This is a genomic window from Achromobacter sp. UBA2119 (assembly GCF_002331005.1).
Classification (GTDB): Bacteria; Pseudomonadota; Gammaproteobacteria; order Burkholderiales; family Burkholderiaceae_B; genus Achromobacter; species Achromobacter animicus.
Map to the genome: position 1 here is coordinate 93,473 of NZ_DCYD01000019.1, position 22,166 is coordinate 115,638.

22 protein-coding genes are annotated in these 22,166 nt (G+C 67.0%); 8 read left to right on the forward strand and 14 right to left on the reverse strand.

Annotated features, from left to right (window positions below):
• Positions 1-40: 40 nt before the first annotated feature.
• Positions 41-889 (reverse strand): c-type cytochrome, encoded by an 849-nt coding sequence (locus B3098_RS23960; protein ID WP_286899436.1) that lies wholly within the window; start codon positions 887-889, stop codon positions 41-43.
• On the reverse strand, positions 886-1,311 hold the full coding sequence (locus B3098_RS23965) for a c-type cytochrome (protein ID WP_286899438.1): 426 nt from the start codon (positions 1,309-1,311) through the stop codon (positions 886-888). Before B3098_RS23965 ends, B3098_RS23960 begins: the two co-directional genes overlap by 4 nt.
• 171 nt (positions 1,312-1,482) lie before the next feature.
• On the opposite strand from B3098_RS23965, the gene B3098_RS23970 reads away from it, so the two are divergent.
• From B3098_RS23970 to B3098_RS23980, 3 genes are read left to right on the forward strand one after another with little or no spacing between them, the layout of a single operon-like run.
• Positions 1,483-2,445 (forward strand): cytochrome c oxidase subunit II, encoded by a 963-nt coding sequence (locus B3098_RS23970; protein WP_286899440.1) that lies wholly within the window; start codon positions 1,483-1,485, stop codon positions 2,443-2,445.
• On the forward strand, positions 2,391-4,976 hold the full coding sequence (locus tag B3098_RS23975) for a cbb3-type cytochrome c oxidase subunit I (RefSeq protein WP_414631308.1): 2,586 nt from the start codon (positions 2,391-2,393) through the stop codon (positions 4,974-4,976). Before B3098_RS23970 ends, B3098_RS23975 begins: the two co-directional genes overlap by 55 nt.
• A 3-nt stretch (positions 4,977-4,979) precedes the next feature.
• Positions 4,980-5,321 (forward strand): hypothetical protein, encoded by a 342-nt coding sequence (locus B3098_RS23980; RefSeq protein WP_286899444.1) that lies wholly within the window; start codon positions 4,980-4,982, stop codon positions 5,319-5,321.
• Between the two features lie 21 nt (positions 5,322-5,342).
• Here B3098_RS23980 and B3098_RS23985 read toward each other — a convergent pair whose 3' ends face one another.
• Positions 5,343-6,296, reverse strand: coding sequence for a cation diffusion facilitator family transporter (locus B3098_RS23985; RefSeq protein WP_286899446.1), 954 nt, complete (start codon positions 6,294-6,296; stop codon positions 5,343-5,345).
• Positions 6,297-6,477: 181 nt separating this feature from the next.
• Between B3098_RS23985 and B3098_RS23990 the strand changes: the two genes are divergently transcribed.
• Both B3098_RS23990 and B3098_RS23995 read left to right on the forward strand, forming a co-directional pair.
• Complete coding sequence (locus B3098_RS23990; protein WP_286899447.1) at positions 6,478-7,086, forward strand: NAD(P)H-dependent oxidoreductase; 609 nt, start codon at positions 6,478-6,480, stop codon at positions 7,084-7,086.
• A gap of 23 nt (positions 7,087-7,109) precedes the next feature.
• The gene (locus B3098_RS23995) at positions 7,110-7,721 is read left to right on the forward strand and encodes a TetR/AcrR family transcriptional regulator (protein WP_286899449.1); all 612 of its coding nucleotides are present in this window, start codon (positions 7,110-7,112) and stop codon (positions 7,719-7,721) included.
• A 13-nt stretch (positions 7,722-7,734) separates the two neighbouring features.
• On the opposite strand, the gene B3098_RS24000 is transcribed toward B3098_RS23995, so the two are convergent.
• From B3098_RS24000 to araD, 4 genes are all read right to left on the reverse strand, one after another.
• Entirely contained in the window at positions 7,735-8,547 is an 813-nt protein-coding gene (locus B3098_RS24000; RefSeq protein ID WP_286899452.1) for a class I SAM-dependent methyltransferase, read from the reverse strand.
• A gap of 146 nt (positions 8,548-8,693) precedes the next feature.
• Positions 8,694-9,683: a Bug family tripartite tricarboxylate transporter substrate binding protein gene (locus B3098_RS24005; RefSeq protein ID WP_286899455.1), complete on the reverse strand. Its 990-nt coding sequence runs from the start codon at positions 9,681-9,683 to the stop codon at positions 8,694-8,696.
• A 62-nt stretch (positions 9,684-9,745) separates the two neighbouring features.
• A complete protein-coding gene (locus B3098_RS24010) occupies positions 9,746-10,456 on the reverse strand; it encodes a ribonuclease activity regulator RraA (protein ID WP_056561707.1) in 711 nt (236 codons plus the stop codon).
• Between the two features lie 51 nt (positions 10,457-10,507).
• A complete protein-coding gene (araD, locus tag B3098_RS24015) occupies positions 10,508-12,241 on the reverse strand; it encodes an L-arabinonate dehydratase (protein WP_175183625.1) in 1,734 nt (577 codons plus the stop codon).
• 137 nt (positions 12,242-12,378) lie between these two features.
• On the opposite strand from araD, the gene B3098_RS24020 reads away from it, so the two are divergent.
• Positions 12,379-13,068, forward strand: a complete 690-nt coding sequence (locus B3098_RS24020) for a GntR family transcriptional regulator (RefSeq protein ID WP_286899460.1) — start codon at positions 12,379-12,381, stop codon at positions 13,066-13,068.
• A gap of 88 nt (positions 13,069-13,156) precedes the next feature.
• Here B3098_RS24020 and B3098_RS24025 read toward each other — a convergent pair whose 3' ends face one another.
• Positions 13,157-14,575 carry a hypothetical protein gene (locus tag B3098_RS24025; protein WP_286899461.1) on the reverse strand — a complete coding sequence of 473 codons (1,419 nt, stop codon included), beginning with the start codon at positions 14,573-14,575 and terminating at the stop codon, positions 13,157-13,159.
• A 150-nt stretch (positions 14,576-14,725) separates the two neighbouring features.
• On the opposite strand from B3098_RS24025, the gene B3098_RS24030 reads away from it, so the two are divergent.
• Positions 14,726-15,187 (forward strand): surface-adhesin E family protein, encoded by a 462-nt coding sequence (locus B3098_RS24030; RefSeq protein ID WP_175183627.1) that lies wholly within the window; start codon positions 14,726-14,728, stop codon positions 15,185-15,187.
• A gap of 31 nt (positions 15,188-15,218) precedes the next feature.
• On the opposite strand, the gene B3098_RS24035 is transcribed toward B3098_RS24030, so the two are convergent.
• The 5 genes from B3098_RS24035 to B3098_RS24055 are packed head-to-tail and all read right to left on the reverse strand — an operon-like array spanning position 15,219 to position 19,762.
• On the reverse strand, positions 15,219-16,058 hold the full coding sequence (locus B3098_RS24035) for an ABC transporter permease (protein WP_414631309.1): 840 nt from the start codon (positions 16,056-16,058) through the stop codon (positions 15,219-15,221).
• Positions 16,055-17,245, reverse strand: a complete 1,191-nt coding sequence (locus B3098_RS24040) for an ABC transporter substrate-binding protein (protein WP_175183628.1) — start codon at positions 17,243-17,245, stop codon at positions 16,055-16,057. Before B3098_RS24040 ends, B3098_RS24035 begins: the two co-directional genes overlap by 4 nt.
• Before the next feature lie 23 nt (positions 17,246-17,268).
• Complete coding sequence (locus B3098_RS24045; RefSeq protein ID WP_286899466.1) at positions 17,269-18,066, reverse strand: ABC transporter ATP-binding protein; 798 nt, start codon at positions 18,064-18,066, stop codon at positions 17,269-17,271.
• Complete coding sequence (locus B3098_RS24050; protein ID WP_414631318.1) at positions 18,063-19,151, reverse strand: acyl-CoA dehydrogenase family protein; 1,089 nt, start codon at positions 19,149-19,151, stop codon at positions 18,063-18,065. The genes B3098_RS24045 and B3098_RS24050 overlap by 4 nt, the downstream gene beginning before the upstream one ends.
• 53 nt (positions 19,152-19,204) lie before the next feature.
• On the reverse strand, positions 19,205-19,762 hold the full coding sequence (locus B3098_RS24055; protein ID WP_175121313.1) for a carboxymuconolactone decarboxylase family protein: 558 nt from the start codon (positions 19,760-19,762) through the stop codon (positions 19,205-19,207).
• A gap of 301 nt (positions 19,763-20,063) precedes the next feature.
• On the opposite strand from B3098_RS24055, the gene B3098_RS24060 reads away from it, so the two are divergent.
• The gene (locus tag B3098_RS24060) at positions 20,064-20,825 is read left to right on the forward strand and encodes an AraC family transcriptional regulator (RefSeq protein WP_286899472.1); all 762 of its coding nucleotides are present in this window, start codon (positions 20,064-20,066) and stop codon (positions 20,823-20,825) included.
• Between the two features lie 37 nt (positions 20,826-20,862).
• On the opposite strand, the gene B3098_RS24065 is transcribed toward B3098_RS24060, so the two are convergent.
• Complete coding sequence (locus B3098_RS24065; protein ID WP_175121311.1) at positions 20,863-22,158, reverse strand: O-acetylhomoserine aminocarboxypropyltransferase/cysteine synthase family protein; 1,296 nt, start codon at positions 22,156-22,158, stop codon at positions 20,863-20,865.
• Positions 22,159-22,166 lie beyond the last annotated feature (8 nt).

Below are 22,166 nucleotides of genomic sequence, written 5' to 3' on the forward strand. Positions count from 1 at the left end.
CCGTTCCTGCACGCGGCGCCCCATGACGGGGGCAAACGCTTCACGGCCCCTCGTTCAATGTGCGCAGGAACGCGGCGATATCCCTTGCATCCTGTTCGCTGACGCCCAGGTCGGGCATGGCCGTGCCCGGTTTGACGGCCGGCGGGTTGCGCAACCATCGCTCCATGTTGGCGGGTGTATTGGGCATGACGCCCGCGATGTACGGCCGCTCGCCCATCTGATCCAGCGCCGGGCCCACGTAGTTCCACGCGCCGGGCACGCCCGGGATTGCATGGCACGTCACGCAAAGATATTGTTGCAGCGCATCGCGCCCGGCCCGCGCGTCTCCCACGCGGGCCGCCGGCTGGGCGTTTGCCTGCGGCTTTTCCGCCGGTTGTCCATCATCGCCACGTCGATAGTCGTCGGCGGACAGGCCCGGCAACACGCGCAGAAACGCCACCACGTCCCAGATCTCGTCGTCGGTCAGCCGATACTGCCACGCCGGCATGCCGGTCATCTTGATGCCCTGTCGCGTGACCCAGAAGATTTCGGCCGCTGTGCGCGTGCGTGCGGTGGCGACCAGCGCGGCGGGCGCCGGATTCAGCCCCAGCGCGTACGGCTGAGGCGCCACCCCTGGCCCGCCGTGGCACTGGGCGCAGTGGGCGCGGTACAGACGCGAACCATTCTGAATGCGTTCGGCGGCGTCCAGTTCAGGCGGCATGATCTCCGCCGACCGCGTCTTCACGGCCCGCGTCAACGCAACATCCAGCAGGTGGTGCACCGGCGTGGTGTGCGGCGACGTGGCCGTCACGTCGTACATGCCGAAATACACCAAGGCGCCGCCAACCGCGCCTGCGGTGGCGGCAGCGGCAACGAGCGTGAGCGCGGCGGTGCGCTTCCAGCGCTTCATGGCGCCCTCGCCTTGCGGTCCGCGCGCTGCATCAGATAGGCGGCAATGTCCTCGGCGTCGGCCTGTTGCAGGCCGGTGTCGGGCATAGCCGTACGGGGATTCACGGCTGGCGGATCCATCAGCCAGCGCACCAGATTTTCAGGGGTGTTGGGCATCAGACCGGCAACGTACGCCTGCCGCGCCATGTTGCCCAGCGGCGGCCCGATGCGGGACGCCGGACCGCTGACGCCGGGCACGGAATGACACGCGGTGCAGCCGTGCTCGGCAATCAACCGGCGGCCTCGGTCGGGGTCAGCCGGTTCGCGCAACCCGCCCGCCGCGTCCGCAGGAAAGAGCGGCGGCTTGTCTTCCTGACACGCGCCCAGCAGCAACATCGCAGCCAGGGCCGGTAGCAGGCGGTTGGGTCGGGCTAGCCGGCGCAATGCCGTCTCCTGAATCGCGCGGACTGGCGCAGAACCTGGACTCGCCAGCAACTCCTGTGCCTGCGCTTCGGCTGCGGACGCGGGCACGAAAGATGCTGACGATGCCTCTCGCGGGCCGGCGGCCCGTCGGCCTTGTCGGCCAACGCGCGCCGGGTCATCCACTACAAGAACATGGCGAAAATCCTTCTTATCGTGCTCGCCGCCGCGTTGCCCTTTGCCGCATCGGCTCAACCCAGCGGCGAGGATGCCGCGCGCATCGCCGAGATCGGCTGGGTCCTTTACGTGGGTGCGGCGGCAATCTTCGTCGTAGTGGCCGCGCTGCTGGCGCTCGCGATGTTCGGTCCGGTGACGCTGCGCCGCCGGCTTTCCCGGCCCGGGCTCATCATCGGTGCGGGCATCGCGTTTCCCGTCGTGGCGTTGACCGCCCTGCTCGTCTACGTGTTGACGCCTTCCCCATCGGCGGCCCGGGACGCTGCATCGTTTGCCGCGCGCATCGAAGTCACCGGCGAATTGTGGTGGTGGCGCGTGCGCTATCTGGATGCGTCCGGGGGCGTGATCTTCGAGACTGCCAACGAGATCCGCATCCCCACGGGCAAGCCCGTGCAATTCCTGCTCAAGTCCGACAACGTGATCCACAGCTTCTGGATTCCCGAGCTGGGCGGCAAGCTCGACATGATCCCCGGCCGCGTGAACCGGATGCGCGCGCTGGCTCGGACGCCGGGCACGTTTCGCGGCCACTGCGCCGAATATTGCGGCGCGCAACACGCGCAGATGCTGTTCGACGTGCAGGCGGTGGACGCCGAGGCCTTCGACGCCTGGGTGCAGGCGCAACGCCAGCCGGCAGCCGCGCCCGACGCCGCGCTGAAACCGGCGGCCGAGCTATTCAATCAGGCCTGTGCGCAATGCCACACGGTGCGCGGAACAGAGGCACGCGGCACGCTGGGACCGGACCTCACGCATGTGGGCAGCCGCCCGTCCCTCGCGGCGGGCATATTGCCGAACAACGTTGGCGCGATGGGCGGGTGGATCGCCGGCAGCCAGCAGATCAAGCCCGGCAATGGCATGCCGTCCTTTGACCAATGGCCGGGCGAGGACTTGCGCGCCGTGGCCCGTTACCTGGAAGGCCTGAAGTGACGCGCCCGACATCCCCGACCGAGCTTCCCAACGCGTTGCCGCGGCCCGAAGGCGAACTCGAGCAGCTTGAACGCGCCTGGAAGCGTCCCACCGGATGGCGCGCGCTCACGGTCGTGAACAACACGTCCATCGGCCTGCTGTACATCGCCACTGCGCTGCTGTTTTTCATCCTGGCCGGCGTCCTGGGGCTGATGATGCGCACGCAGTTGGCTGCGCCAGACAGCAACCTGATCGGCCACGAACTCTATAACCAGCTCTTCACCATGCACGGCACGGTGATGATGTTCCTGTTCGCGGTGCCGGCCGTCGAAGCCGTAGCCGTGCTGCTGCTGCCCAACATGCTGGGCGCGCGCGACCTGCCTTTTCCACGGCTGTCGGCCTACGCCTACTGGGCTTATGCGATCGGCGGGCTGGTGTTCTTCTGCAGCATCTTCGTGGGGTTGGCGCCCGATGGCGGTTGGTTCATGTATCCGCCGCTCACCAGCACCCAATACTCGCCCGCGGTGAACGCCGACCTGTGGCTGCTGGGCATCGGCTTCATTGAGATCTCGGCAATTGCGGGCGCCATCGAGCTGGCCGTCGGCATCCTGCGTACGCGCGCGCCCGGCATGACGCTCGACAAGATCCCGGTGTTCGCCTGGGTGATGCTGGTGTTCTGCGGCATGGTGATCATTGCGTTTCCGGCGGTCATCGTGGCCACGGCCCTGCTTGAGCTCGAGCGCGCCTTCGATATGCCGTTCTTCATTGCGCAGCGCGGCGGCGATCCGCTGCTTTGGCAGCATTTGTTCTGGTTCTTTGGTCACCCGGAGGTCTACATCATCTTCCTGCCCGCCGCCGGCATGGTGTCGATGATGATTCCCGCGATGACCGGCACGCCGCTGGTCGGCTATCGCCTGGTGGTGCTGGCCGTCGTGTCCACGGGGTTCCTCAGCTTCGGCCTGTGGGTGCACCACATGTTCGCGACCGGCATTCCGGCGCTGTCGCTCAGCTTCGCGTCGGCCGCCAGCATGGCGGTGTCGGTCCCGACCGCCATCCAGATCTTCGCGTGGATCGCCACCATTGCCGCCGCCGTCCGGCTGCGCCCGCTCAGGACGCCGACGCTGTTCATCCTGGGATTCTTCTTCGTGTTCGTGATCGGCGGGCTGACGGGTGTGATGGTGGCCGTGATTCCATTCGACCTGCAGGCGCACGATACCTACTTCGTCGTCGCGCACCTGCATTACGTGCTGTTCGGCGGGATGGTGTTCCCGCTATTCGCGGCGTTCTACTACTGGACGCCCTTCATCAGCGCGCGGCGGCTGTCGGAACGGCTGGGCCGCTGGGCCTTCTGGCTGATGTTCGTGGGCTTTAACGTCGCGTTCTTTCCGATGCACTTCACGGGGCTGGCCGGCATGCCGCGCCGCGTCTACACCTATGCCGAGAGCCAGGGCCTGGGTCCGCTGAACCTGCTGTCGACCGTGGGCGCCTACCTGATCGCCGCCGGGGTGCTCGTCTTCCTGATCGATCTGGCGCGCAACTTCCGGCCGACCATCGACAACAATGCGGGCAACGTCTGGGACGCCGGCACGCTGGAGTGGCTGCCCAGCGGCAGCTACGGGCTGCGCAGCGTGCCTACGGTCACCAGCCGCGAGCCGTTGTGGGACCAGCCCGGCCTCGCGCGGCAGGTCACCGATGGCCAGCATTACCTGCCCAATTCACCGGCTGGCCTGCGCACCACGCTGGTGACCAGCGCGCTGGACGCCCGGCCCGACTATGTGCTGCCGCTGCCTGGCCCCGCGTGGTCGCCGCTGCTGGCGGCCGTGGGCACCGCGGGATTCTTCCTGCTGCTGACCTTCAAGCTGATGCCGCTGGCGGCCGCCTTTGGTGTGCTGGCCCTCGTCTCGCTGTGGCGCTGGCTGTGGGACGCGGATACCGGGCCGGATTACCCCCCGGTTGAGATCGGCGGCGGCCTGCGGCTGCCCATGATGTGTTCGGGCAGCGCGTCGCATGCGTCGTGGGCGATGGTGCTGCTGCTGATCGTCTGCGCCAGCATTTTTGGCTCGTTGCTGTTCAGCTATCTGTTCCTGTGGACCACGAATCCGCAGGCCTGGCCCTCTGCCCGCGCGCTACCCTCGGCCGGGTGGCCGATGCTGTCGACCGTCATGCTGTTGGCGGCCGGCGCCGTTGCAGCGGCCGCCGGACGGTTGATGACGCAGGACCGGCAAGCCGCGCTGCGTTGGTGCGTCGCAGGCGCGGCGCTGTTGCTGACGGCAGCGCCTGCGCTTGACCTGACCGCGCAATGGCAGGCGGGGCTCCGCCCCCAAACCTCCGCCTACACGGCAGCGACCTACGCCGTCGCGGGCCTGCAGGCGCTCTTTGGCGGAATTTCGGCCGTGATGGCCATCTTTACGGTGGCGCGGTCGCTTGCCGGACGGCTCAGCCCCACGCGCCGCGCGGCGTTCGACACCACCCGGGCGATGTTGTTCTACACCGTGGCGCAGGGGCTGATCGCGCTGGCGCTGCTGCACGCCTTTCCGCGGCTGACGGGGTAAGGCATGCAGACGCGCTTCTCGGTAGAACTGCTGTACCTCATCGCCGGCCCGCTGATCTGGCTGGTGCACTTTCTGTTCATCTACATCGTCAACGCGCTGGCCTGCGCGCGTTCGGCGCTGACCGGCCTGTGGCTTGGACTGCCGGTGTCGTCGTGGATCATCGTGGCCGGTGGCGTGGCCGCACTGGCCGGAATGGCGCTGGCCGCGTGGCGCCAGCATGCGCGGGTGCGGGCGCAGCATGCGCCGCCATTTCATGCCTGGCTTTGTGCCGCGTTGTGCGGGCTGTCGGCCGTGGCCGTCGTCTGGGAAACGCTGCCGGTGTTCCTGATGGCGGCGTGTCTTTGAAACCACACACGGCCGCTGACGCTATTCCGCCCACTCCGGGTCACCCGTAAAGACCACCGTCAGCCAGCGATCGGGGCTGTCTGCGCCAAGCGCCTCCCCGATCTCATCACGCAGGCTGTCCCACGCTTCAATGCCGCGCGCCGGCGTGTCGGCCGGCACGATGAAATACAGCTCGATTTCCTGCGACCGGCCGACCTTTGCAACGTACGCGCGGTACGACGCAAAGCCATGGCGTTGCACGAAGGCCTGCGCCACCGAGTCCACGTGCTGTTTCAGGTCGGCCGGCGTGACCAGCAGCATTTCGGACAACGCCTGGCGGATGACCGACAGCGGCAAGGGGATGATCACCGCGCACACAACCGCCAGCACGGCCGGGTCGATGTAGGGCGAAATCCATTCCCAGCGGGTGCCCTGTACGCCAAACCCGATGCAGAACGCCACCAGCAGCGCGGCCGTGATGCTGGCCGACATGATCCAGCCCTTCAGGTCCATGTGCAGGAATGCCGACCGGATCCGCCGGTTGGCGCGCGCCTCGGCCAGCGCGATTGCCACGCAGGCGGTCAGCGTAAGCACGGCATAGACAAGCGCCAGGCCAAACTCCAGATTGCGCCCGCCTTTAAGCAGACTGCTGATTGCGTTGATGAGGGCGTAGATCGCCACGCCGCTGAGCAATATGCCGTTCAGGGCAAGCACCATCGGTTCCAGATGCCAGAACCCCATCGTGAAGCGCTCTCGCAGCTTGCGCGGCAGTTGGCGGGACGTGGCGTAAGAGGTGATCAGCCGCACGACGACCAGCGACAGCGCGCTCATGCTGGCGTCGACCAGCGAATAGACACCATCGAAGACGATGGAAAACGATCCCGAGGCCACGCCAAAGCCGATACCGATGGCGGCGATGCACAGTGTGACCGCGATGGATATCCGCAACACGCCCTGCTCCGAGCGCAGGTCGAACAATGCCGTTCGTGAGGTCATGCTTCCTCCGTGGGGGACTGATCTGGCGACACGATAACCGTATAGATCCGCGGGCGGTGCATGGCTGGGTTCGACGACACCTATGGGAGCGGAAGATTCTTCTGGCATTACCTACTAAACGTAGGCTACGATTCGTAGACTACGTTTGGTAGGTTAAATCTTCCGATCAAAGGAATTTGCCATGCATGCGCTCATCGTTGTTGCTCATCCCGACCCGGCGTCCCTGACGCACGCCATCGCCAAGCACGTCGCGCAAGGGGTTGCGCAGGCGGGCCCGCAGTCGGGGCCGCCGCATTCTTACGAGGTGGCGGATCTGGCCGCCGAAGGCTTCGACCCGCGCTTCACTCAGGCCGACGTCGACCTGCACCTGACCCGTTCCAACGCGCCCGCGGACGTGACCGCCGAACACGCGCGCCTGGACCGCGCCGATGCGCTGGTGCTGGTGTATCCCGTTCATTGGTGGTCGTTTCCCGCCTTGATGAAGGGCTGGATCGACCGCGTCTTCACCAATGGCTGGGCCTACGACGCCCGTCCCGACGGCAAGGTCGTCAAACGCCTGCAGCGGCTGCAGGTGCATCTGGTCGCCAGCGGCGGCGCCGATATGCGCACCTATGCCCGGCACGGCTATTTCGGCGCGATGAAGACGCAAATTGATCACGGTATCTTCGGCTACTGCGGCGCGCGCGTGGCAACATCCGATCTGCTGGTCGCGTCCGACGCCGGATACCCCGAAGCGCACCTGACCGCCGCGCAGGCCATCGGCCAGCGGATCTTTGCCCCACAGTTGTGAGTTTGACCTCGAAGAGACCCTTGATGACGTCCCCATCCGCCCCCTCTCCCCGCCGCCGGTTGTCCAAAGACGCGCGGCAACGCCAGCTCATCGACGTGTCCTGGGCGCTGATCCGCGATGAAGGCACGGACGCGCTGACGCTGGGCCGGCTTGCTGAACAGGCCGGCGTATCCAAACCGGTCGTCTATGACCACTTCGGCACCCGCAACGGGCTGCTGGCGGCGCTGTATCAGGATTTCGACCAACGCCAGACCACGATCATCGACGATGCCATCGCCGCCAGCAAACCCACGCTGCAAGACAAGGCAGACGTCATCGCCACCCGGTACGTGGAATGCGTGTCGGCGCAAGGGCGTGAAATCCCGGGCGTGCTGGCTGCGTTGAATGGCTCACCGGAACTGGCCGCGGTAAAGACGCAATATCAGCACGCGTTCATCAGGAAATGCCAGGACATCCTGGCGCCGTTCGCCGGCTCCCAAGGCGTTTCCTTGGCCAGTCTGTGGGGCATGCTGGGCGCGGCCGACGCGCTCTCGCAGGCAGCGGTCGCAGGCGAGATCTCGCAGCAAGCCGCGCGGGACGAGTTGTTCCGGATCATCGTAAACATGGTGAAACACGCGCGCCCCCCGGAAAAATAGGGTTTGGACTGCCCTATTTTGTTGCGGTGACCACGTGCGCCTGGATCTTGCCTGTGATCGGACCGGCGCCGTAGCGGTCGGTCAAAGCCTGCGCCGCTCGCTCCGTGGTGGGCATCAGCAGACTCGCGTCGCGCGCTTCGATTTCGTTGCGCAGAGGTGTGCCCTGACAGTAGGCGGTTGCCGCTTCCTGCGCGGATGGCGCACGGCTGACTTCCTCGTGCGTCTCGATCTGCACGTCTTCAAAGCGCGCCCGGCGCAGGTCATCCTGGATTCGCGCCTTGTCGTAGTAACCATGAGGCGTGCGCGCGATAAAGACTGGGGGGTTCTCCGGAAACATCTCGGCGACCGCCTGTGCGACAACGGCAGCAAATTCATTCTCTTGAACGCTGTCCCACACGCTGAAGACAAAGCGCCCGCCCGGCTGCAGGACCCGGCGCGCCTCGGCATAGGCGCCTATTCGGTCAGGAAAAAACATCGCGCCAAACTGGCAGCACACGACGTCAAAGGTTTCGTCCTCGAACGGCAGGTGCATGGCATCCGCCTGCCGCCATTCGATACGGTCGCCGTCTGCCTGGCGGGCGGCTGCGTAATCGAGCATGGGCTGATTGAGGTCGGTGGCCACATAGCGCGTCCCGGCGCCCAGCCGCGGCGCCAGCGCCCGTGTCACCGCGCCGCTGCCGGCCGCCGTTTCCAGCACCGCGCGCGGCGAAAACCCTGCTACCCGCTCCGCCATGCCCGCCGCATAGGGCGCGAAGATCATGGGGACCATCAGGGAGTCGTAAAGCTTCGGAATCGAACCGATGAATGCCTTGTCGAAGTCGGTCATGGTGCTACTCCTTTAACACCGTCGACTCATCAGCTTAGCGCTGCGCGGCCCCGCGCGCACTAGCTGCATATCCCACGCGGGTGACACATGAACCAGGCGCCGAAGGCGCGCGCCAGAACCCCGACGCGCCTTCGGCAAACGGCGTGTTACTCGACCGACGCGCCCGACTTCTTCACCACTTCCGCCCAGCGCGGAATCTCGGTCGCCATCAGATCCCGAAGCTGATCCGGCGTGCTGCCGACCAGTTCCATGCCCATGGTCTTGCCCAGCTTTTCCTGCACGTCCGGCTCTTTCAGGATCAGGGCGATCTCGGCGGCCAGCTTGTCCAGAATGGGCTTGGGCGTACCCTTGGGCGCGTACACCGCCTGCCAGGACGCCATCTGGAAGCCCGGCACGCCGGCTTCCTGCATGGTCGGGACCTCGGGCGCGAGGGCGATGCGGTCCTTGGTGGTGACGGCCAGCAGCTTCAGCTTGCCGGTCTGCAGCAGCGGCAGCGCCGCCGTCATCTGGTCGAACATGAACGTCACCGCGCCGGACGAGACATCCACCATGGCGGGCGGCGTGCCCTTGTACGGCACGTGCGTGAGCGGCACGCCGATCATGCCGGCGAACAGCTCACCAGCCAGGTGCGTCGAGGTTCCGGCCCCCGAGGACGCGAACGTGCGCTTGGTGGGGTCGCGCTTGAGCAGCGCGATCAGGTCGGCCACCGAGTTCACGCCCAGATTCGGATCCACCAGCAGCACGTTGGGCAGGAAGGCGATCAGCGACACCGGCTCGAAGTCTTTGACCGGGTCGTACTTCAGGTTCTTGTACAGGCTGGCGTTGATGGCATGGGTGCTGATCGTGCCCCCGAACAAGGTGTAGCCGTCGGGCGGCGCCTTGGCGACGTAGGTGGCGCCGATGCCGCCGGCGGCGCCCGGCTTGTTTTCCACGACGACGTTCTGTTTCAGGCGGTCGCCCAACTTCTGGGCCAGCACCCGGCCCACCACGTCGGTCGAACCGCCCACGGTGAACGGCACCACATAGGAAATCGGCTTTTGCGTGGGCCAGTCGGCGGCGCTGGCGGGCAACGCCAGCGTCCCGAAGACCGCGCCGGCCAGAAGCGCGGCAAGCGCGCCACGTCGTTGCGTGTTCATGAGTTGTCTCCTGCCTTGTTTTATAGGTATGTGTGGGGTGCCGGTCGTGCCGGCGGCAAGGCTCAGCGGCCCTGTTCTTTGCGCCAGGCGGCGAACTTGTCCTTCGTGCCCGGATCGGTCGGCGGGTACAGGCCCAGGATGGACGCGCCGCCTTGCACCTGGCTGGTCACGAAATCCTCGAAGGCGGTCATCTCGACGGCTTCCAGGGCGATCTCGTCAGCCAGGTGCGCCGGAATGACCACCACGCCTTCCCGGTCGCCCACGACGATGTCGCCCGGCCACACGGCCACGTCGCCGCAGCCGATGGGCGCATTGATGTCCAGCGCCTGATGCAACGTGAGGTTGGTGGGTGCGGACGGACGCTGGTGATAGGCGGGAAAGCCCATCTCGGCAATTTCGGGTGAATCGCGAAAGCCCCCGTCGGTGACCACGCCCGCCACGCCACGCTTCATCAGGCGGGTGACCAGAATGGAGCCTGCGGACGCGGCGCGCGCGTCCTTGCGGCTGTCGATGACGAAGACCGCGCCTTCCGGGCAGGTCTCGACCGCGGCGCGCTGCGGATGCGCGCGGTCTTCGAACACCTTGATCGTGTTCAGGTCTTCGCGCGCGGGGATGTACCGCAGCGTGAAGGCCGGGCCGACCATGTTGGGCAGGTTGGCGTTCAACGGGCGCACGTCCTGGATGAACTGGTTGCGCAGGCCGCGTTTGAACAGGGCCGTGCACAGGGTGGCGGTGCTGACGCCGGCCAGCCGGGCGCGGGTTTCGGGATTCATTTGGGACACGATGGCTCCGGGTATTGGATCGGTGATCTAAAAATGGCGGATTCAGAAAATGGCGGGCTCGGGCACGGGCGCGCCGAATTCCGTTTCCAGGAAGTCCAGGTCGCAGCCGTCGTTGGCCTGCAGGATGTGCTTGGAATACATCCAGCCGTAACCACGCTCGTAGCGCTTGGGCGGCGGCGTCCAGGCGGCGCGGCGCGCGGCCATTTCCTCGTCGCTGATGTTCAGGTTGATGGTGCGGGCGGGCACGTCCACGGTGATCGTGTCGCCGGTCTTGACCAGCGCCAGCGGGCCGCCGATGTAGCTTTCGGGCGCGACGTGCAGGATGCAGGCGCCGTAGCTGGTGCCGCTCATGCGGGCATCCGACAGGCGCAGCATGTCACGCACGCCCTGCTTGACCAGCTTGGTCGGGATCGGCAGCATGCCCCACTCCGGCATGCCGGGACCGCCCTGCGGACCGGCATTGCGCAAGATCATGATGTGGTCGGCGGTGACGTCCAGGTTCTCGTCCTCGACGGCGGCCTTCATGCTGGGATAGTCGTCAAAGACCAGCGCAGGGCCGGTGTGCCGCAGGTATTGCGGAGCGCACGCGCTGGGCTTGATCACGCAGCCGTCGGGCGCGATGTTGCCGCGCAGCACGGCCAACGCACCTTCGTCGTAGATCGCCTCGTCCAGCTTGCGGATGACGTCGTCGTTGTAAACCTCGGCGCCCGCAATGTTCTCGCCCAGCGTCTTGCCGGTAACCGTCATGGCAGACAGGTCGAGGTGGGCATCCTGCAACCGCGACATCAGCGCCGGCAGGCCGCCCGCGTAGTAGAAGTCTTCCATCAGGTAGGTGTCGCCGCTGGGCCGGATGTTGGCGATGACGGGCACCTTGCGGCTGGCCGCGTCGAAGTCGTCCAGGCCCACGGCGCAGCCCGCCCGGCGCGACATGGCGACCAGGTGGATGATGGCGTTGGTGGAACAGCCCATCGCCATGGCGACGTTGATGGCGTTCTTGAACGACGCCACGCTCAGGATGCGCTGCGGTGTCAGGTCGTCCCAGACCATCTCGACCACACGCCGGCCGCACTCGGCCGACATGCGCATGTGGTTCACATCCGCAGCAGGGATGGACGAGGCGCCGGGCAGCGTCATGCCAATGGCCTCGGCGATGGCGGTCATGGTGCTGGCGGTGCCCATCGTCATGCAGGTGCCGTAGCTGCGGGCGATGCCGCCCTCCACTTCCGTCCACTGTTCCTGCGTGATCTTGCCGGCGCGGCGTTCGTCCCAGAGCTTCCAGGCGTCCGACCCGGAACCCAGGATCTTGCCCTTCCAGTTGCCGCGCAGCATGGGGCCGGCGGGCACGTAGACGCACGGCAGGCCGGCGCTGATGGCGCCCATGATGAGTCCGGGCGTGGTCTTGTCGCAGCCGCCCATCAGGACGGCCCCGTCCACGGGGTGGCTGCGCAACAGCTCCTCGGTCTCCATGGCCAGGAAGTTGCGGTACAGCATGGTGGTCGGTTTGACGAAAGACTCCGACACGGAAATCGCCGGCAGCTCCACCGGAAATCCGCCCGCCTGGAACACACCGCGCTTTACGTCTTCGACGCGCTGCTTGAAATGGCTGTGACAGGGGTTCAGGTCGGACCAGGTGTTGATGATGGCAATGACGGGGCGACCGGCCCAATCGTCAGGGCCGTAGCCCATCTGCATCATGCGGGAACGGTGGCCGAAGGAGCGCAGATCGTCCTTGGCCATCCAGGCAGCGCTGCGCAAGCTTTCGTAGGTGCGTTTCATGGGGATACGAGGGATGCGGAGTAAGAGTCAAAGCATTTAAACACTAATACATTAGTGCGTCAGCTAGGTGAAAACCCGCTACACTGCGGCATTCGCCATCCGCCCATTCCTGCGCGGAACCTCGACATGTTTACTCGATGCAAAGCCAGAAGCTCAGACTGGATCGCTCCCGCCACGCGGCCCCACAGGTTTTTGAACACCTGCGGCGGCAGATCATTTCGCTCGAACTCGTACCTGGCGCACCGCTATCGCGCGTCACCCTGGCCGAATGCTACGGTCTGAGCCAGACGCCCATCCGCGATGCGCTCATGCGGCTGGCCGAGGAAGCCCTGGTCGAAATCTACCCGCAGCACACCACGGTGGTCAGCCGCGTCGACATCGCGGCCGCCCGGCAGGCGCATTTCCTGCGCCGCTCGCTGGAACTGGAAATCGTCCATCTGCTGGCGCAGCGGCCCGACCCGATGCTGCTCCAGCGCCTGCAGGCCTCCATCGACCTGCAGCGCGCCGCCCACGCCACCGGCGAATACCAGCAATTCATCAACGCCGACCAGGCGTTTCACCGCGACATGCACGAAGCCGCCGGCGTGGCCAGCCTGTGGGAAATGGCGCAGCGCTACAGCGGCCACCTGGATCGGCTGCGGCGGTTGCATCTGCCGGAAGCCGGCAAGGCGGAACGCATCCTGGACGATCATCAGCGGCTGGTGGACGCCATCGCCGCGCAGGATCCTGCCTGGGCGCAACAGGTGCTGCGCGAGCACCTGTCGGGCACGCTCAGCCAGGTGGCTGAAATCTGCAAGCGTTATCCGGAATATGTGGTGTCCGATTAGCCGAGGGCGCGCTGCGGCTGAAGGATGAACCGACGGCCGATTGGCGGACGCCTGCTGGCGAACGCGGCGGCGTGCCGCTATCTCGGATTCAATCCAGCGGATACCGCTGAATGACGGTCTTGCCGTTGCGTTCCGCAAGCGACAGCAAGGCGTCGCCGGTCTGGTCCAGGCCCAGCAGCCCGCGCTCCTGCTCGTGCGACAACTGGAATGGCCGCCAGGACCTGCCCTTGTCGCGGCTGTAAAAGTAGGTCTTCGTGTATTCGTTGCCCGAGAACAGCTGTTCAGCGTAGGTCTTGATGACCCACGCATTGCGCCCGAACCACGCCTGCCCGATCCACGACGCCGCGCCGCGCACGTTCGGCGAGCGTGATCGCTTCACCCAGGCCATGCCGGTCTTGTCCAGTTGGTAGATGGTGTCGCCTTCGGTTTCGAAGACGGGTTGATCGCGCGTCAGCAGCGCATGGGCGTCCTGAGCCGGCACCCGGGCAACGTCCGGCGTAATGCGGAACGCGGGCGACGCGCCTTCCTGGAATTGCACTTCGAAGCGGCGCGTCTCGATCAATTCAGGCGCGTCCTGGCCTTCTGGCCGCACGCGGGTGCGCCAGCTCCAACCCACCGCGCGCGTGTCGTCCAGCGGGTAGAGCGACCAGCCATAGCCCAATTGCTCCGTGCCGTACGCCTTGCGATCCCGCTCCGCTATCTCGGCGAACTTGCGCTCGAACGCGGCCGAATCGGGCCACACCTGCTCTTTCAGCCGCGTCGCCGACCAGTGCTTGGCGCCGTCGCAGCTATGCAGCAGGCGCACGCCGATCTCGTGGTTTTCCAGGGCAATCGCCAGCCGGTCGGTGAGAAAGGCCGTGTGCAACTGCGGCACGCCCAGCGTCACGTCGGGATCGTAGGTCCACGTGACGCCCAGGTCGTCGGAACGCAGCGCATCCCAGGCCGCGGGCTGATCGCCTTCGCCCGGACTACGCAGGGTGCTGGTGATCAGGTACAGCGGCTCACCGCCGGGCGCACCGATCAACGTTACGCCGGTATCGCCGCTGATGGAGCCCAGCAGCTCGAATACGCCGGTGCCCCGTCCTCCGTAGATCAGGTTGCGCGTATCGGTGGTGGACCGCCCGGTCTGCAGCATGGTCAGGGCCAGATCGCCGTGGCCATGCGCCATGGCGGTGATGGCGCCGGTCTGCGCGAGCTGGATCCGCTGCTTTTGCAGCCTGTCTTTCAGCGCCGGGATCTGCGTGTCCAGCACGGGCGCCTGCGCCAGGCCGTCAATGTCCTTGGCGGTGACCAGAAGCTGGCCGGTTAGCAATTGGCGTTCGCCGTAACGCTGGATGGCAACGCGCGAGTAAGACGCCAGCGCCGGGCCATTGAGTTCACCCACGACCTCGCTGCGCGGCAGCGGATCGCCCATCGGGATGATCTGGTAGATGCCGCGCGCGAGCACGGCGGCGGTGATGACCGCCAGGCCGGCGGCCACGAGTCTGATGGTCTTGGGTCCAGGCATGCCGGGCATAATGCCAGCCCCCCACGCCGCCAGCCACATTTATCGAACGGACGGAACTATAGCGCGTTGCGCCCGGTTCTCTATACTGGCGTAACGCATGCTCACGTCTTACCGGACGCGCGCCCCTGCCCCGACACCACGGAATCGCCCATGACCGCAAGGCCTCCTTCTGCCCTCCTCGCCCTGGCCCTGTTTGTCGGGGCGAGCGGCGGCCCGATGGCGCATGGCGCCGCCGCCAACGATCCGGCCTGGGTGCCGGTCGACCCGCAGACGATGCCGGGCGTGTTCTACGACAGCAATTCCATCCGCACCGTGTCCGAAAGCCCAACGGTACGCGCGGTGACGGTGGCCTGGTTCTACGCGCAGCCGCGCATCTCCGAGGCCAATGGCCAACCCTACGGCTCGGTGACCCAGCCGGTGACGCTGAACTGCGCCGCCGACACCTATACCGTCACCCAGGTTCTGCACCACGCGGGCAACGACGCCACCGGGGCGATCGTGGAGTCCATCCCGGTGGCGGGCATCCGCAACGCGCCCGTCACGCGCGACCCGGTGCAGCGGCGGCTGCGGGACCTGGTGTGCGCGGCAAACGGCAAAAGCGCGCGCAAGTAGCGGGTGGCAAAGGGGTAGCCACCCCGGGTCGCTACTGGCCGCGCCAGTAGCGGTACAACGCCCGGGCGCCGGCGTCCAGCAGGAACCCCAGCACGCCGATCATCAGCACCATCGCCATCAGTTCCGAATACGCCAGCCGGTCGCGCGTGTCCAGAATGAAATACCCCATGCCGGCCGACACGCCCAGCATTTCGCACGGGACCAGCACGATCCACAGGATGCCGATCGCCAACCGCACGCCGGTCAAGATGTGACCCATCACGCCGGGCAGGATGACGCTGCGCAGCGTCTCCCAGCGGGTCGCTGCCACGCTCTGCGCCAATTGCAGCCAGCGCGGATCAAGCTGCTGCACGCCGGCAGCCGTGTTCAGCACGATCGGCCAGACCGCCGCGAACGCCAGCAGGAAGTAAACGGGATCGTCCCCGACGCCAAACACCATGACGGCGATCGGCATCCACGACAGCGGCGAGATCATGCGCAGGAATTGCATGGCGGGCGAGGCTGCCGCCTCCAGCCGGCGCCAGCTGCCGATCGCCAGGCCCAGCGGCACGCCGATCGCCAAGGCCAGCCCCAAGCCCACCGCGATGCGCCGCAGGCTGACCAGGATGTGGTGCGGCAGGTCCGAGCCGGACAGCAATTCGCCCAGGCTGACGAAGGTGGGTCCGGGCGCAAAGCGCCGGGCCATGCCGCCCGCCGGCGCCAGGACTTCCGTACCCAGCCACCACAGCGCCAGCAGGAGCCCCAACCCGCCCAGGCCGAGCGCGTAGCGAGCGCCCAGACCCAGGCCAGCCGCCCTTGTGCGTCGGGAAGGCACCGCCGCCTGCCGCTGCACGTCGGGCGGCGCCGGCGCCACGGACTCGCGCCCCGTCACGCCTGCACCAGCTCGGTCCGGCTGTACGCGTCGGGAAAGCCGAAACGCGTCAGGCCACCGGCCGATTCGATTGCCCGCCGGACATAGCGATCGTCCACCAGTTCGGCCGCCGCACGCGCCGGATCCAGGTCGGCCAGGAATCCGCGGTCCGCCTCGATCAGCGTGTCGCGCAGCCGCCGCACCAGTTCCTCGGTGTAGCTGGGAAACGGATACGGCTGGAAGTCGATGCGGCGTTCGTCCCAATCAGCATGCCGGATCGCGCCGCTGGCCAGGTACTGCTCGCGGTCCTCGGGCGGCGGCGCCAGCACCTTGGACAACGCCGGCAGCGTGTGCGGGGTGTAGCGGTTGATGCCCTCTTTGGAGAGCAGCCGCGCCGTCTCGGCCCGGTTGTCGCGGATCCAGAGCTGCGCCTGCACGATGGCATCCACCACCTTCTGCGACCATTCCGGCCGCTGCGTCAGGTCCCGCTCGTGCATGAAGACGACGCAGCAAGCATGGTTGCGCCAGATGTCGCCGGTGAAGCGCAGCACCTTGCCCACGCCCAGGGTTTCAGCCGCCGCGTTGAACGGCTCGGCCACGATGTAGCCCGCAATGCGCTGCTGCGCCAAAGCGGGCGGCATGTCCGCGGGCGCCATGACGACCAGGTTCACTTCGTTGGCGGCCGGCGCGCCGTCCTTGCGCGCCACCGGCGTCAGGCCGTTTTCGCGCAGCAGGTACTGCAGCATGACGTTGTGGATGGAATACCAGAACGGGATCGCCACCGTCTTGCCGCCCAGTTCCTTCACGCTGTTGACGGCGGGCGCCACGGTCAGGCCGGAGCCGCCAACGTGATTCCAGGCCACCACCTTGGCGGGCACCTTGCTGCCAAAGCGGGCCCACACCGTCATCGGCGACAGCAGATGCACCACGTTCACCTGACCGGAGATGAAGGCTTCGATCACTTGCGCCCAACTGCGCAGCAGCACGGGCTTTTCGGCCTTGACGCCCGCCTTGTCGAACAAGCCATTGTTGTGCGCCACAAGCAGCGGCGCGGCGTCGGTGATGGGCAGGTAGCCGATGCGCACGGGCGCGTCCGGCTCGGACTGCGCACGGGCATTGAAGGCCGACAGCAAAGATGCGGCGCCGCCGGCGGTCAGCAGAGCCGAGAGTTTCAACCAGTCGCGACGCGACATGTGTTCAAGGCACATCAGAAAGCTCCTAGCGAGGTGGGTCAGGCAGGCACGGCAGCGCCGCGCGAGGTCCGCAGCGCGGCGCGCAGGCGGGTAAGGATCTCCAGGCGCAGCGCGCCCATTTCCGGCAGCAGATCGGCGCGCGGCTGGGGCAGATCCACCTGCCACACGCCCAGGATGCGCCCTGGCGTGCCGCCCAGCAGCACGATGCGGTCGGCCAGCAGCAGCGCTTCATCGATGTCATGCGTGATCAGGACGGCCGCCGTCTGGAAGTCGGCGACCACCTTGCGCAGCAGTTCCTGCATGTCGCCACGCGTGACCTCGTCCAGCGCGCCAAAGGGTTCGTCCAGCAGCAGCACCGACGGCTGGCGCGCCAGGCATCGCGCCAGCGCCGTGCGCTGCGCCATGCCGCCCGACAATTGCGCCGGACGCAGATGCCGCGCATGCGCCAGTCCCACTTCGTCGATGGCCTGCGTCACGCGCGCGCGGCGCTGCGCATCCGTCAGCGCCGGCTGATGCTTGAAGTCCAGTCCGAAGGAAACATTGCGTTCCAGCGACAGCCAGGGCAACAGGCTCGGATCCTGAAACGCCACCGCCACGCGCGGGTGCACGCCGGTGAGCGGCGCGCCTTCCATCAGCAGCGTCCCGGCGGTGGCGGGCTGCAGGCCGGCCAGGACGCGCAGCAGGCTGGATTTGCCCGCACCGCTGGCGCCCAGCACCGCGACCACTTCGCCGCGCGCCAGATCCAGGTCGACGCCGTCAAAGACGGCGCCGTCCGCGCCGGGGTAGCGCAGCGCCAGGCCCCGGGCCTGCAACACCGGCAGCGGCACCGCCGTCATGAGGCGGCCTGCGCGGCGAGCCGGGCCTGGCGCTTGGCCAGTTCGGTCTTCAACTGCACCAGGCTCGGCGTGACGATGGGCAGGAACGCCGCCTCGCGCCAGCGCCGCGCAAAGCCGGCGCCACCAGGCTTCAGGTAGGCCGCGCCGCCGCTGGCTTGCAGTTCAAGCTGCACCGCCGCGTTCGCCACTTCTGCAAGCGCAATGCGGACTTCGAACAAAGCCCACGGTTCGGCTACAAAACGCTGACTGCGCACGCCTGCGATGAGGCTGGCCGTCAACTCGTCGAGTTGCGCGGACAGCGCCTGCAACGGTTGGCCCAGGATGCCGCGCGACGCCTGGCCCTGTCCCGCTTGCCCGGCCGCCTGCAAGGCCCTGCGGGCCAGGCCAATTGACAGGCCGCATTGCAGGCCGGCGAACGCCGGACGCGCGCCCGGCAGATACTGCCGCGCGTCGGCGTGGATCAGCCATTCAGGACCGATGCGCACGCCACGCACATCCAGCGCAGCGGTGTTGCTGGACTGCAGCGCCAGCAGCGACAGGTCCGCACTGCGTTCCAGTCCGGCAATATCGTGCGGCAGCGCGACGACCGCGGGGGTGCCGTCGGGCGCAGTGACGGCCGCCGCGACGAGAAAGCCCTGCGGCCGCAGATTCGTCACCCAGGGCATGCGGCCGTCCAGCGTCCACTGTCCGTCGACATCGCGTGCCGCGATCTGCAGCGACTCGATGCCGCTCAGGAACTTCATGGCGTTGGACAGCGCGGTGGCGCCCGCCAGTTCACCGGCAAGCAACGGCGCGAGCCAGCGCTCGGCCAGCGCCGCATTGGGGCTGGTCAGCAGATACTCGATGAAGACGCGCTGGCCCCACGCGACGAACGCGCTGGCGACCGAGCGTTCAGCCACCTGCGACACCGCCTCGATCGCATCGCCGATATCGGTGCCGGCCAGGCCGCCCTGCGCCTCGGGCACGCCGATGCGGAACAGCCCCGCCGACGCCAGCCGCGGCAGCACCGTGGCGGCGTCAAGGCTGCCGTCGTCCAGCGCCTCGGCATGTTGCGTAAGCCAATCTTGCAGGTCCTGCGGCAGGATCGCGCCGCCGGCCAGGTCGGTCGCGTCAGGATGCCGGGTCGCGGTCTGCGCCGTCATTGCGCGCCGCTCCAGGCGTATTCGCTGAGTTGTTCGTTCAAGGGGGTCTGCGCCAGGTTGTTGGCAAAGTTGCAGATCGTGGCCAGGCCCACGCCCAGAATCACCTCGAGCGCATTGCCCTCGGTGAAGCCCGCATCGCGCAAGGCCTTGAGTTCCGCATCGTCGACGCGGCCGCGCGTGCGGATCACCGCTTGCGTAAATGCCGCCAGCGCCTGCAAGCGCGCGTCAGGCAGCGTGCCCTGCGCGCGCAGCGCGTCCACGACTTCGGGAGACAGCTTGGCCTTGTTGCGCGCCAGCGCGGTGTGGCCCGCCACGCAGAAGGTGCAGCCATGCAGCGTGCCGGCAACCAGTTGCACGACCTCGCGCTCCTGCAGCGTCAGGCCGGCGCGCGCGTTGATCTGCGACAGCGTCTGGTAGGCCTCGAGCGCGGCGGGCGCGCTGGCCAGCACGCCCAGCAGGTTGGACAGATACCCTGCGCCCTTCTCGGCTGCGGCCAACGCCGCCTGGGTGGGTTCGGGCGCGCTTTGCGCGGTGTGCACGGTCAGACGGGCCATGAAGATCTCCATTGGACTATCGAATGAAAACACCATTTTGCGTGCAGCGCCCCGCAAGCGACAATGCACGAGGATCGCAACTTGATGCTAGATCTTATCGACTTTCAGCTATGCGCTTATAACCGAACGCCACCTTGACCCTCGATTCCGCCCTCACCGATCAAGCCGCCGTGGACGCCGTGCTGCTCTCCAGCCTGGAGGTGCAATCCAGTCTTTATCATCTGGGTCAATACTGCGGCAACTGGACCGCCAGCACCAGCGGGCGCGCCCGCGCCAGTTTTCACCTGATCCTGCACGGCCGTTGCGCGCGGACATTGCGTCGCGCCAGGAATCGCACACATTGGCGGCGGGCGACGGCATCTTCTTCCTGCGAGACATCGCCCATGTGTTGACGCCCCTGCAGCCGTCCGTCAGCACCGGCGCCGTGTGCGGCCCGATGCAACCGCTATCGCCGCGTCAGCCTGACGGCACGGGCCTTGCCTGCGGGTTCTTCCAGTTTCGCCCGGGGCTCGCCGATTTGCTGGCCGACACCCTGCCCGACTATCTGCTGCTGCGCGCGGACGACCACCGCTTTCGCGCCGCACGCGGTGTGTTCGACCTGATCCTGGACGAAACCACAAGGGAGCCTTCCGCCTCGCCCGTCGTGCTGGAGCGGCTGACGGACCTGCTGATCTTCTTCATGCTGCGCCACCTGGCGATTCAGGACCGCCAGGCGCACGGCCTTTTCGTGCTGGCGCGCGATCCGGCAATGGCCGGACTGCTCCAGGCGATACTGGCCGAGCCCGCCGCGCCCTGGAGCATGCAGGACATGGCAGACCGCGTCCACATGTCCAAAGCCACCTTCCACCGCCGCTTCACGCTGCAAAGCGGCACCACACCCGCGCAGCTATTGCAGATGCTGCGCATGCGCGTGGCGCGGCGGCTTCTGGATCAGGGCATGGGCATCCAGGAGGCCGCCGAACGCGTGGGTTATCAGTCCCAGGCCGCCTTCAGCCGGGTGTTCCAGCGCACGGAAGGCATGGCGCCGTCCGCCTTGCGACGGCGCCGGCCCGCATCGGTCTGATCGGATTCCAGCCCGGTGCGGCCGTCGGCCCACGCGCTTACACCTGTGCCAGCGCCTGTTCCAGATCGGCGATCAGGTCGTCGATGTGCTCGATGCCGATGGACAGGCGCACGGTTTCCTCGCGCACGCCGGCCTTCTTCAGTTCCTCGGCGTTCAACTGGCGGTGCGTGGTGGATGCCGGGTGCGTTGCCAACGACTTGGAGTCGCCGATGTTGACGAGACGCGTGAAGAGCTGCAGCGCGTCCTGGAAGCGCGCGCCCGCGTCGCGGCCGCCCTTCACGCCGAACGTAAAGAGTCCCGGCACCTTGCCGCCCAGGTACTTCTTGGCCAGCGCATGGTCCGGATGATTCGGCAGGCCCGCGTAATTCACCCATTCCACCTTCGGATGCTCGCGCAGGTAGCTGGCGATCTTGACTGCGTTTTCCACGATGCGGTCCACGCGCAGCGCCAGCGTCTCGATGCCTTGCAGGATCTGGAATGAATTGAACGGCGAGATCGCCGCGCCGGTGTTGCGCAGCGGCACCACGCGGGCACGGCCGATATACGCGGCGGGACCGAAGGCTTCGGTATAGACCACGCCGTGGTAGCTGACGTCCGGCTCGTTCAGGCGCTTGAAGCGGGCCTTGTGCTCGGCCCACGGGAACTTGCCCGAGTCGATGATGGCGCCGCCCAGGCTGGTGCCGTGTCCGCCCAGATACTTGGTCAGCGACTGCACGACGATGTCGGCGCCGTGCTCGATGGGACGCAGCAGGTACGGTGACGGCACGGTGTTGTCGACGATCAGCGGCAGGCCGTGCCGATGCGCGATCTCAGCCAACGCGCCGATGTCGGTGATATTGCCCAGCGGATTGCCGACCGACTCCGCGAAGATGGCCTTGGTGCGGTCGTCGATCTGCGCCTCGAAGGCGGCCAGATCGGACGGGTCGGCGAAACGCGTGGTGATGCCGTATTGCGGCAGCGTGTGCGCGAACAGGTTGTAGGTGCCGCCGTACAGCGTGCTGGACGAAATGATGTTGTCGCCCGCTTCGGCGATGGTGAGGATCGCGTACGTGACGGCGGCCTGGCCCGACGCCAGCGCCAACGCGGCGATGCCGCCTTCCAGGGCCGCCACGCGCTGCTCCAGCACGTCGGTGGTCGGATTCATGATGCGGGTGTAGATGTTGCCCGCGACCTTCAGATCGAAGAGGTCCGCGCCGTGCTGCGTGTCATCGAACGCATAGGCCACCGTTTGGTAGATGGGCACCGCCACCGCGCGTGTGGTCGGATCGGGGCGGTAGCCGCCATGAACGGCCACGGTTTCCAGGCGCCAGTTGGGCTTCTTCGCTTCAGTCATCAGTCTCT

Bases quoted from the DNA above. Each gene is read 5' to 3' on its own strand.
- B3098_RS24055 (WP_175121313.1), bottom strand. From the start codon at position 19,762: ATGGCCCGTCTGACCGTGCACACCGCGCAAAGCGCGCCCGAACCCACC.
- B3098_RS24005 (WP_286899455.1), bottom strand. From the start codon at position 9,683: ATGAACACGCAACGACGTGGCGCGCTTGCCGCGCTTCTGGCCGGCGCG.
- B3098_RS24010 (WP_056561707.1), bottom strand. From the start codon at position 10,456: ATGAATCCCGAAACCCGCGCCCGGCTGGCCGGCGTCAGCACCGCCACC.
- B3098_RS24040 (WP_175183628.1), bottom strand. From the start codon at position 17,245: ATGTGCCTTGAACACATGTCGCGTCGCGACTGGTTGAAACTCTCGGCT.
- B3098_RS24000 (WP_286899452.1), bottom strand. From the start codon at position 8,547: ATGACCGACTTCGACAAGGCATTCATCGGTTCGATTCCGAAGCTTTAC.
- B3098_RS23985 (WP_286899446.1), bottom strand. From the start codon at position 6,296: ATGACCTCACGAACGGCATTGTTCGACCTGCGCTCGGAGCAGGGCGTG.
- B3098_RS24025 (WP_286899461.1), bottom strand. From the start codon at position 14,575: ATGCCTGGACCCAAGACCATCAGACTCGTGGCCGCCGGCCTGGCGGTC.
- araD (WP_175183625.1), bottom strand. From the start codon at position 12,241: ATGAAACGCACCTACGAAAGCTTGCGCAGCGCTGCCTGGATGGCCAAG.
- B3098_RS23970 (WP_286899440.1), top strand. From the start codon at position 1,483: ATGGCGAAAATCCTTCTTATCGTGCTCGCCGCCGCGTTGCCCTTTGCC.
- B3098_RS23975 (WP_414631308.1), top strand. From the start codon at position 2,391: ATGGCCGGGCGAGGACTTGCGCGCCGTGGCCCGTTACCTGGAAGGCCT.
- B3098_RS23995 (WP_286899449.1), top strand. From the start codon at position 7,110: ATGACGTCCCCATCCGCCCCCTCTCCCCGCCGCCGGTTGTCCAAAGAC.
- B3098_RS23960 (WP_286899436.1), bottom strand. From the start codon at position 889: ATGAAGCGCTGGAAGCGCACCGCCGCGCTCACGCTCGTTGCCGCTGCC.
- B3098_RS24045 (WP_286899466.1), bottom strand. From the start codon at position 18,066: ATGACGGCGGTGCCGCTGCCGGTGTTGCAGGCCCGGGGCCTGGCGCTG.
- B3098_RS24030 (WP_175183627.1), top strand. From the start codon at position 14,726: ATGACCGCAAGGCCTCCTTCTGCCCTCCTCGCCCTGGCCCTGTTTGTC.
- B3098_RS24065 (WP_175121311.1), bottom strand. From the start codon at position 22,158: ATGACTGAAGCGAAGAAGCCCAACTGGCGCCTGGAAACCGTGGCCGTT.
- B3098_RS23980 (WP_286899444.1), top strand. From the start codon at position 4,980: ATGCAGACGCGCTTCTCGGTAGAACTGCTGTACCTCATCGCCGGCCCG.
- B3098_RS23990 (WP_286899447.1), top strand. From the start codon at position 6,478: ATGCATGCGCTCATCGTTGTTGCTCATCCCGACCCGGCGTCCCTGACG.
- B3098_RS24020 (WP_286899460.1), top strand. From the start codon at position 12,379: ATGCAAAGCCAGAAGCTCAGACTGGATCGCTCCCGCCACGCGGCCCCA.